This window comes from Pantoea sp. Tr-811 (assembly GCF_011752535.1).
Taxonomy (GTDB): Bacteria; Pseudomonadota; Gammaproteobacteria; order Pseudomonadales; family Pseudomonadaceae; genus Aquipseudomonas.
The window spans coordinates 43,123-50,661 of record NZ_VWXJ01000030.1 but is presented as its reverse complement, the minus strand read 5'-3'; the positions used below and the strand labels follow the sequence as shown (position 1 = coordinate 50,661).

8 protein-coding genes are annotated in these 7,539 nt (G+C 65.9%); 6 read left to right on the top strand and 2 right to left on the bottom strand.

The window, feature by feature from the left end; translation table 11 throughout:
• Nucleotides 1-404, bottom strand: a 404-nt coding sequence (locus F3J44_RS28140) for a POTRA domain-containing protein (RefSeq protein ID WP_304622163.1), incomplete at its 3' end; no start/stop codon positions are given.
• Nucleotides 405-587: 183 nt separating this feature from the next.
• Here F3J44_RS28140 and F3J44_RS28135 point away from each other — a divergent pair.
• Nucleotides 588-1,277 carry a response regulator gene (locus F3J44_RS28135; protein WP_370526483.1) on the top strand — a complete coding sequence of 230 codons (690 nt, stop codon included), beginning with the start codon at nucleotides 588-590 and terminating at the stop codon, nucleotides 1,275-1,277.
• On the top strand, nucleotides 1,274-2,533 hold the full coding sequence (locus F3J44_RS28130; RefSeq protein WP_167069778.1) for an ATP-binding protein: 1,260 nt from the start codon (nucleotides 1,274-1,276) through the stop codon (nucleotides 2,531-2,533). The genes F3J44_RS28135 and F3J44_RS28130 overlap by 4 nt, the downstream gene beginning before the upstream one ends.
• A gap of 113 nt (nucleotides 2,534-2,646) precedes the next feature.
• Here F3J44_RS28130 and F3J44_RS28125 read toward each other — a convergent pair whose 3' ends face one another.
• The gene (locus F3J44_RS28125; protein ID WP_167069776.1) at nucleotides 2,647-3,600 is read right to left on the bottom strand and encodes a LysR family transcriptional regulator; all 954 of its coding nucleotides are present in this window, start codon (nucleotides 3,598-3,600) and stop codon (nucleotides 2,647-2,649) included.
• Between the two features lie 147 nt (nucleotides 3,601-3,747).
• Here F3J44_RS28125 and F3J44_RS28120 point away from each other — a divergent pair, with 147 nt between their 5' ends.
• Genes F3J44_RS28120 through F3J44_RS28105 form a run of 4 tightly spaced genes read left to right on the top strand, consistent with a single transcriptional unit; the run spans nucleotide 3,748 to nucleotide 7,482 of the window.
• Nucleotides 3,748-4,575: an amidohydrolase gene (locus F3J44_RS28120; protein ID WP_167277730.1), complete on the top strand. Its 828-nt coding sequence runs from the start codon at nucleotides 3,748-3,750 to the stop codon at nucleotides 4,573-4,575.
• A gap of 41 nt (nucleotides 4,576-4,616) precedes the next feature.
• The gene (locus tag F3J44_RS28115) at nucleotides 4,617-5,966 is read left to right on the top strand and encodes an MFS transporter (protein WP_167069771.1); all 1,350 of its coding nucleotides are present in this window, start codon (nucleotides 4,617-4,619) and stop codon (nucleotides 5,964-5,966) included.
• Nucleotides 5,963-6,703, top strand: coding sequence for an SDR family NAD(P)-dependent oxidoreductase (locus tag F3J44_RS28110; RefSeq protein WP_167069769.1), 741 nt, complete (start codon nucleotides 5,963-5,965; stop codon nucleotides 6,701-6,703). The genes F3J44_RS28115 and F3J44_RS28110 overlap by 4 nt, the downstream gene beginning before the upstream one ends.
• Nucleotides 6,700-7,482 carry a sugar phosphate isomerase/epimerase gene (locus F3J44_RS28105; protein WP_167069767.1) on the top strand — a complete coding sequence of 261 codons (783 nt, stop codon included), beginning with the start codon at nucleotides 6,700-6,702 and terminating at the stop codon, nucleotides 7,480-7,482. Before F3J44_RS28110 ends, F3J44_RS28105 begins: the two co-directional genes overlap by 4 nt.
• Nucleotides 7,483-7,539 lie beyond the last annotated feature (57 nt).

Sequence of the window (7,539 nt, the reverse complement as noted above, 5' to 3'; positions counted from 1 at the left end):
TCGTTACGCACGCCTTCGAGGGTGGCACGCTGGAAGATCTCGCCTTCGGCCAGGCCCGACTGCTTCAGGCCCTTCATCAGGTCTTCGGTGCTGATCGCCTTGTTGCCTTCGATCTCGATGCTCGACAGCGACGGGCGCTCGACCACGTTGATGATCAGTACATCGCCGTCACGGTTGAGCTGGATGTCCTGGAAGAAGCCGGTCTTAAACAGCGAGCGGGTCGACTCCACCAGGCGGCGGTCGTCGGCCTGGTCGCCGACGTTCAGCGGCAGGGCGCCGAACACGCTGCCGGCGGACACCCGCTGCAGGCCATTGACGCGGATGTCGGCGATCCTGAACGGCGCGGCCTGGGCCACGGAGGCATTGAGCAGCAGGATGGAGAGCAACAGTCGCGGGTAGTTCATCGGGGGTTCCAGGCGGGCGTAGATGGAGCAGCGCGGCGGCTGCCAGGAAGCGGGCGATGAGCATACGGGCGGGCTGTGTTCGGCGCGGTTAACCGAGGGTAAAGATGTGTAAAGTTCGCCCACGCCCTGGCGTGCAGGGGCGATCATGATGGCTTTGCAGAACCTGGCACCCTACCTACCATGATTCCCGTACTGCTGGTCGACGACGACCGCGAACTCACCGAAATGCTTGCCCTGTACCTGGCCCGCGAAGGCTTCCAGGCCACCGCCGTGGCCACCGGCACCGAGGGTGAGAGCCAGGCGCTGAGTGGCCTGTTCCATATCGTGGTGCTCGATGTGATGCTCCCGGACCTCTCGGGAATCGAAGTGCTGCGGCGCATTCGCGCACGCAGCCAGGTGCCGGTGCTGCTGCTGACCGCGCGGGGCGACAACATCGACCGCATTGCCGGGCTTGAGCTGGGCGCCGACGACTACGTGCCCAAGCCCAGTTCCCCCGGTGAGCTGGTGGCGCGCCTGCGTGCCATCCTGCGCCGGGTGCAGCCGCAGGCGCTGGCCGAAAGCCAAGGGGCGGTGTCCATCGGCCGCGGCGCCCTGACCCTGTGGCCGGGCCAGCGCAAGGCGCAGTGGGGCGCCGCCCCGCTGGAGCTGACCGGCACCGAGTTCAGCCTGCTCGAAGCCCTGGCCCGCCAAGCGGGGCAACTGGTGAGCAAGCAGGACTTGTCGCTCAATGCCCTGGGCCGGCCATTGACCCGCTACGACCGGCGTATCGACGTGCACATCAGCAGCATCCGCCACAAGCTTGGCCCACGCGGCGATGGCAGCAGCTGGATCCAGAGCGTGCGGGGCATGGGCTACATGCTGATCGTCGAATGAGGCGCCAACGGCTGTTCTGGAAGCTGTTTCTGGCCTTCTGGCTGGCCAATACCCTAACCTTCCTGGTCGGTGCCGGCACCTTCATGCTCAATGAGTTGCGCGGTGACACCCCGGGCCTGCATTCGATGCTGACCACCGAGTTGAACCTGCTGCACCGCTATGGCGAACAGGCCGGGCGGCAATTTCTGCAGGTGTCGCCGCAGCCGCCGGACGTGCAGGTGGGGCTGTACGACGGCACGGGCCACTTGCTGGCCGGCCGCGCCGTGGAAACCCCGCGCTTCGAGCGTGCGCTGCTCGATGAGGGCGGCCAGGCGCTGGTGCTGCGGGCGTCGGTGCCGGCCCAGCTGGACGAAGCACCACGCCCACGCGGCATGGGGCCGCTGCTCACCGGTACGCTGATGAGCGCGCTGTTTGCCTTTCTGTGCAGCCTGTACCTGACCCGGCCATTGGCCTGGCTGCGCGAAGCCATGGGCCAGGTGGCCCAGGGCCGTTTCGACGTGCGCGTGCGGCCACGGTTGGGCAAGCGCCGCGACGAGATCGTCGAGCTGGCCGACGATTGCGACCGCATGGCCGGCCAGCTCAAGGCGCTGGTCGAGGCCCAGCAGCAACTGCTGCACGACATCTCCCACGAGCTGCGCTCGCCACTGACCCGCCTGCACGTGGCCATCGGCCTGCTGCGCCAGCAGCCAGACCGCGAGGCGATGCTGGGGCGCATCGAGCGCGAATCACGGCGCATGGACGACCTGATCGAGCAGTTGCTGACCCTGGCGCGGGTCCAGTCGCAGCAGAGCCATGCCGAGCATGGCGAGCTCGATGCGGTGGAGATACTGGCGCAAATCGTTGAGGACGCCCGCTTCGAAGCGGGCATGAAGCAGGCCGAGGTGACCCTGCACGGCGCCGGCACCTTCGTTACCCGCGGCCACGAGGAGCTGTTGTACCGCGCTTTCGAGAACGTGGTGCGCAACGCCGTGCGCTACACCGCGCCCGGCACCGAGGTGCGGGTGGAAGCCGTGCTGGCCGGTGGGGGTGAGCGGCTGCAGGTGCATATCACCGACCAGGGCCCAGGCGTGGAGCCGAGCCGCCTGCAAAGCATCTTCGAGCCCTTCGACCGCGGCGGGCAGGGCGGCGTGGATGGCTTCGGCCTGGGCCTGGCAATCGCCCGGCGGGCCATCGGTTTGCACCAGGGCGGTATCAGTGCCCAGGCGGCTGACGGTGGTGGGCTGTGGGTGAGTATCGAATTGCCACGCTTGGCGTAACGCACCGGAATGGGCAGCGCCTGCGCGAATCGCGAGCAGCGCTCGCTCCTACCAGGTATACACAGCCCCTCGTAGGAGCGAGCACAGCTCGCGATTGCCACAGGCGCCACCCCTCACATGCCATGCCCCATATCCTCCCCAATCGCCCTGCCAAGCCGTTGCGCCTGCCCGCGCAGCACCTGCATCAAGTGCAACGCAGCCTGCGACGGCGGCTCGAAGCGTGAATAGACAAAGCTGATATCGAAGGTAATCTCGTCCGCCAGCGGCACCACGGCCAGCCCGCTGTCCTGGGCGACGAACTCGTCGATCACACTGATGCCCATGCCCTGCTTGACCAGCGCCACCGCCTCGTTGGCATTGGTGAACGACAACAGCGACTCCAACTGCAACCCACGGCGCTGGATATGTTCGGCCAGCAGTTGGCCAAACGGCATGTCCGGGCGGAACAGCAGCAGGGCCTGCCCCTGCAACTGCTGCAAGCTCAGCGACGGCTGCTGGGCCAGCGGGTGCCCAGGCTGCAGCACCACCACCATGCGCCCGCGCATGAAGGCCTGGGAGTGCAGGTGGTCGTGCACCACCGGCAATGCCGCAATCGACAGGTCGACGGTTTTCGACAGGATCTGGTTGGGCATCGTGTGCATCAGCGAGGTTTGCCACTCGATCTGCAGCGAAGGCGCTTCGCGCTTGAGCTGGGCCAGGGCGATCGGGATCACCACCGTCGACAGCGAGGCGCTGCAGGATATGCGCAGCTTGCGGTGCCCGCCGCTGGCCAGCGACAACGCGCATTCGTTGACCTGCAACGCCGCCTGGTACACCCGCTCGACCTCGCGGTACAGCACCTGCGCCTCGGCGGTGGGCACCAGGCGGTTGTTGATGCGCTCGAACAACCGGTAGGTCAGACGCCCCTCGATATAGCCGATCAGCTTGCTCACCGCCGGTTGCGACACATACAGCAGCTTCGCCGCCGCGCTGATGGAGCCGGTGAGCATCACCGCGCGAAACACCTCCATGTGCCGCAACTTGAACAGCATGGCGCTGCCGTCTGCGCTTTCCTGGCTGGGGAGCATGGGTATTACCTTCGGTTATGGTCTTGGTTATCTGTGTATGAGCGCAACGGGCACGCCCGCAGTATCGTGAGCCCAGGCCCATCGCCCTGGCGGCGAACAATAACAAGATCTGCAGGCAGGCGCAGTGGCGCTTGCAAGGAACCGCGCTTGAATATCTACGACGAACCAAAGATCGACTGCCATAACCATTTGTTTGACCCTGCACACTTCCCCTACCACCCGCAGGCCCCTTATGCCCCCTCTGGCCAGGAGGTCGCTACCCTGGCGCAGTTCAACCAGGTCATGGACGCCTATGGCGTGCGCCACGCCTTGCTGGTGCAGCCCAACAGCGGCTACCACACCGACAACCGCCTGCTGCTGCAAGCCCTGGCCGGCGGCCAAGGCCGCTTCAAGGGCGTGGCGGTGGTCGAGCGGCAGATCAGCCTTGAGCAACTGGCGGCCTTGCGCGAACAGGGCGTGGTGGGCGTGGCATTCAACCCCGCGCTGTACGGCGTGAAGACCCTGCACGATGCCGGGCCGCTGTTCGGCAAGCTGGCCGAGCTTGGCATGTTCGCCCAGGTGCAGGTCTGCGAGGACCAACTGCTGGACCTGCAATGGTTGATCCAGGGCAGTTCGGCACGCCTGCTGATCGACCACTGTGGCCGCCCCGATGCCACCGCCGGCCTGCAGCAATCCGGCTTCCAGGCCCTGTTGCGCCTGGCCCGCAGTGGCGCTGCCTGCGTCAAGCTGTCCGGCATGCAGAAGTTCGCCGACGCCGAGGGCCTGTACCAGCAAAGCCATGCCTACGTGGCCGCGCTGCTCGATGCCTTTGGCCCGGATGCCTGCGTGTGGGGCTCGGATTGGCCGTTCATTCGCCAGCACGCACGGGTGGACTACGGCCCATTGTTGAAACTGGCCGAGTACCTGATGCCCGACGCCCAGGTGCGGCGCAAAGTGATGTGGGACACCCCGCGACGGCTGTTCGGTTTTGCCTGATTACCCGCATTTGCCATTCCAATAACAACAGAGCAATCGCCATGAACACAGAGCAGAACCTCGGCGTGGGGGTGTTCGACACCCCGGCGCGCGCGCAACAACGAACCCGTACCCGTTTCATGATCCTGGCGCTGATTTCCGGCGGCACCATGATCAACTACCTCGACCGCAGCGTAATGGGCATCGCCGCCCCGAGCATCAGCGCCGACCTTGGGCTGAACGCGGCGATGATGGGGCTGATCTTCTCGGCGTTCTCCTGGACGTACGCCGCCGCGCAGATTCCTGGCGGCATCCTGATCGACCGCCTTGGCACCAAACTCACCTACTGGCTGGCATTGACCTTGTGGTCGCTGTTCACCGGCCTGCAGGGCCTGGCCCAGGGCTTTCTGTCGCTGCTGGGCATGCGCTTTCTGGTGGGCATGACCGAGGCCCCATGCTTCCCCACCAACAGCCGCGTGGTAGCCACCTGGTTCCCGCAGAGCGAACGGGCCAGGGCCACGGGCATCTACACCTTCGCCGAGTACACCGGGCTGGCATTCCTCACCCCGTTGCTGTTCTGGGTGCTGCACGCCTATGGCTGGCGCTTCCTGCTGATGGCCGTGGGCCTGCTGGGCATCCTCTATGGCCTGGTGTGGTGGCGCAAATACCATGAGCCGCACCAGTCGACATCGGCCAACCAGGCCGAGCTGGACTACATCGCGGCCGGTGGCGGGGTGGTCGATGGCGGGCAGAAGGCCACGGTGTTCCGCTGGTCGCAGATCCCGGCCCTGCTCAAGCACCGCAACATGCTCGGCATCTGCCTGGGGCAGTTCGCCTGCAACTCGACCAACGTGTTCTTCCTGACCTGGTTCCCCACCTACCTGGTCACCGAGCGGCACATGCCCTGGCTCAAGGTTGGCTGGGTGGCGGTGCTGCCGTTCATTGCCGCATCGCTGGGCACCCTGGTTGGCGGCTGGCTTTCCGATGCGCTGCTGCGCCGGGGCTATTCGCTGAACGTGGCGCGCAAGCTGCCGGTGATTGCTGGCCTGCTGACCGCATCGATCATCGTGCTGGCCAACTACGTCGAGTCCGATGTGTTGGTGATTACCATCCTGTGCATCGCCTATTTCGCCCAGGGCATGTCGGCGCTGGCCTGGATGATCGTCTCCGACATCGCGCCCAAGGGGTTGCTGGGCCTGAGCGGCGGCTTGTTCAACCTGTTCGCCAATGCCGCCGGCATCGTCACGCCGCTGACCATCGGCCTGATCGTCAGCGCCACCGGTTCGTTCGTCTGGGCGTTGGCCTTCGTATCGATGATCACCGCGCTGGGTGCGCTGTGCTACCTGTTCATGGTGCGCGACCTGCGTCGCCTGCCGGATATTCCTTCTGTTGATAATGGAGCAAGACAATGAGCCAATCCCTGCAAGGGCAAACTGCAATCGTCACCGGCGGCATGCGCGGCATTGGCCTGGCCATTGCCCAGCGCCTGCACCAGGCCGGGGCCCAGGTGGTGATCTGGGACCTGGCGGTCGAGGGTTGGAACACGGCGGAAAACGGCTTTGAGCCGGTGCTGCGCCAGGCGGTCGACGTGGCCTCGCTGGCCTCGGTGCAAGCGGCCTTTGCCCAGGCGCTGGAGCAGGTTGGGCAGGTTGAGATCCTGGTCAACAATGCCGGCATCAACGGCCCGGTGGTGGCGTCCTGGGAATACCCGCCCGAGGCCTGGGACAAGGTGATCGCCATCGACCTCAACGGCGTGTTCTATTGCTGCCGCACCGCCATCCCGCACATGCGCGAGCGCGGTTATGGGCGCATCGTCAACGTCGCCTCGATGGCCGGTAAGGACGGTGTGCAGTACATCTCGGCGTACTCCGCTGCCAAGGCTGGGGTCATTGCCTTCACCAAGGCCGCGGCCAAGGAGCTGGCCCAGGATGGCGTGCTGCTCAATTGCATCGCCCCGGCCATGGTCGAAACCCCACTGATGGCCGAAATGACTCCCGAGCACATTGCCGCCAGCAAGGCCAAGATCCCCATGGGGCGCTTCCTCAAGGCCGAGGAAATCGCCCATATGGTGACCTGGATCGCCGGCCCTGAGTGCAGCTTCACCACCGGCTTCGTGTTCGACCTCAGTGGTGGGAGGGCGACCTATTGAGGGCGCTGGGCGTTGCCCACCTCACCGCGCTGGACCTGGCGCCGGTCACGCTGGTGCGTGAGGCGGCGCGGGCGGGGTTCGGCGCAGTGGGGCTGCGCTTGCACCCGGTCATGCCCGGTGCCCAGGCCTACCCGCAGCCGGTGGGAAGCCCCGCTGCCCAGGAGCTGCAACGGGTGCTGGTAGGCGAGGGGGTGCGGGTGAGCGATATCGAATTCGTGTCGCTGACCCCGCACCTGCAGGTAGCCGAGTGCGAGGCGTTGTTGGCGGCAGGCGCGGAGCTTGGCGCGGACAGCCTTACGGTTTCTGGCGATGACCACGACTTCGCCAGGCTTTCGCAGACGTTCGCCTCACTGTGCGAGCTGGCCAGCGGCTATGGCCTGCGCGTGGACCTTGAGTTCATGCGCTGGCGCGCGGTTGCGAACCTGCAACAGGCGGTGGCCGTGGTGGCGGCGGCAGGGCAAGGCAATGCCGGGGTGCTGGTGGATGCGCTGCACCTGTTTCGTTCAGGTGGCGATGCGCAGGCGATTGCCCAGGTGCCGCCAACGTACCTGCGCGCGGTGCAGTTGTGCGATGCACCGCTGCTGGCGCCGCCTGAAGGGTTGATTATCCCGGAAGCCAGGGAAGGCCGGCTGCTGCCGGGCCAGGGGGAGTTGCCGTTGGTGGCGCTGCTTGATGCGCTGCCTGCCGATGTGGCGGTGAGTGTGGAAACGCCTTCAGCGTTGCTGGCCAGTGCTGATCGCCTACCCGCAGCCTATTGGGCCGCGTCTTCGTTTCTTTGATCGCCGGGCATTATTGCAGCAACATCCTGTAGGAGATAACCCAGCCCTAACCCTGGG

Bases quoted from the DNA above. Each gene is read 5' to 3' on its own strand.
- F3J44_RS28130 (WP_167069778.1), top strand. From the start codon at position 1,274: ATGAGGCGCCAACGGCTGTTCTGGAAGCTGTTTCTGGCCTTCTGGCTG.
- F3J44_RS28125 (WP_167069776.1), bottom strand. From the start codon at position 3,600: ATGCTCCCCAGCCAGGAAAGCGCAGACGGCAGCGCCATGCTGTTCAAG.
- F3J44_RS28115 (WP_167069771.1), top strand. From the start codon at position 4,617: ATGAACACAGAGCAGAACCTCGGCGTGGGGGTGTTCGACACCCCGGCG.
- F3J44_RS28110 (WP_167069769.1), top strand. From the start codon at position 5,963: ATGAGCCAATCCCTGCAAGGGCAAACTGCAATCGTCACCGGCGGCATG.